This is a genomic window from Microvirga sp. P4_G7, from assembly GCF_056401005.1.
In genome coordinates, this window is sequence record NZ_JBFUKD010001139.1 from 1 (window position 1) to 617 (window position 617).

At 56.6% G+C, this 617-nt stretch carries 1 protein-coding gene; it reads right to left on the minus strand.

The window, feature by feature from the left end; genetic code table 11:
* Nucleotides 1-376, minus strand: a 376-nt coding sequence (wrbA, locus tag AC1DT3_RS23505) for an NAD(P)H:quinone oxidoreductase (RefSeq protein WP_477467558.1), incomplete at its 3' end; no start/stop codon positions are given.
* Nucleotides 377-617 lie beyond the last annotated feature (241 nt).

Sequence of the window (617 nt, forward strand, 5' to 3'; positions counted from 1 at the left end):
GGATGGTGGATTCCTGACCGCCGTGCTGGGTCGCCGAGGAGGTGAAAACCGAGCCGACTTTTCCGACGAGCTTTCCTTGCGCCCACAGACCGCCGGTCTGATCGAGGAAATTCTTCATTTGCGCGGTCATGTTGCCGTAGCGCGTCGGCGTGCCGATGATGATCGCGTCATAATCCGGAAGTTCATCGACCGTGGCGATCGGCGCCTTCTGATCGACCTTGTAGTGGAAGTTCTTCGCGACCTCCTCGGGTACGAGCTCGGGCACGCGCTTGACCACCACTTCGGCGCCGCCTTGCTGCGCGCCTTCGGCCACAGCGTATGCCATCTGCTCGATGTGACCCCAGCTTGAATAATAGAGGACGAGAACCTTCGCCATGTCGATCTCCGAATCATAAAAATCCCCGCAAAAGCGGGGCAATTGGGCTAGCTTAGGGAATTGAGGGTAATCTTTCCCCCATGCAAATTAAATGATAGCGTTGCCATAATATATTTGCGTGGATGCAAAGTATGAGTCGATTTCCTCACCTCGCATGGGACGATTTCCGCTTGGTGAAAGTGATTGCCGAGGCCAATGGGCTGACCGGCGCGGCCGAACGACTCGGCGTCAACCACTCCAC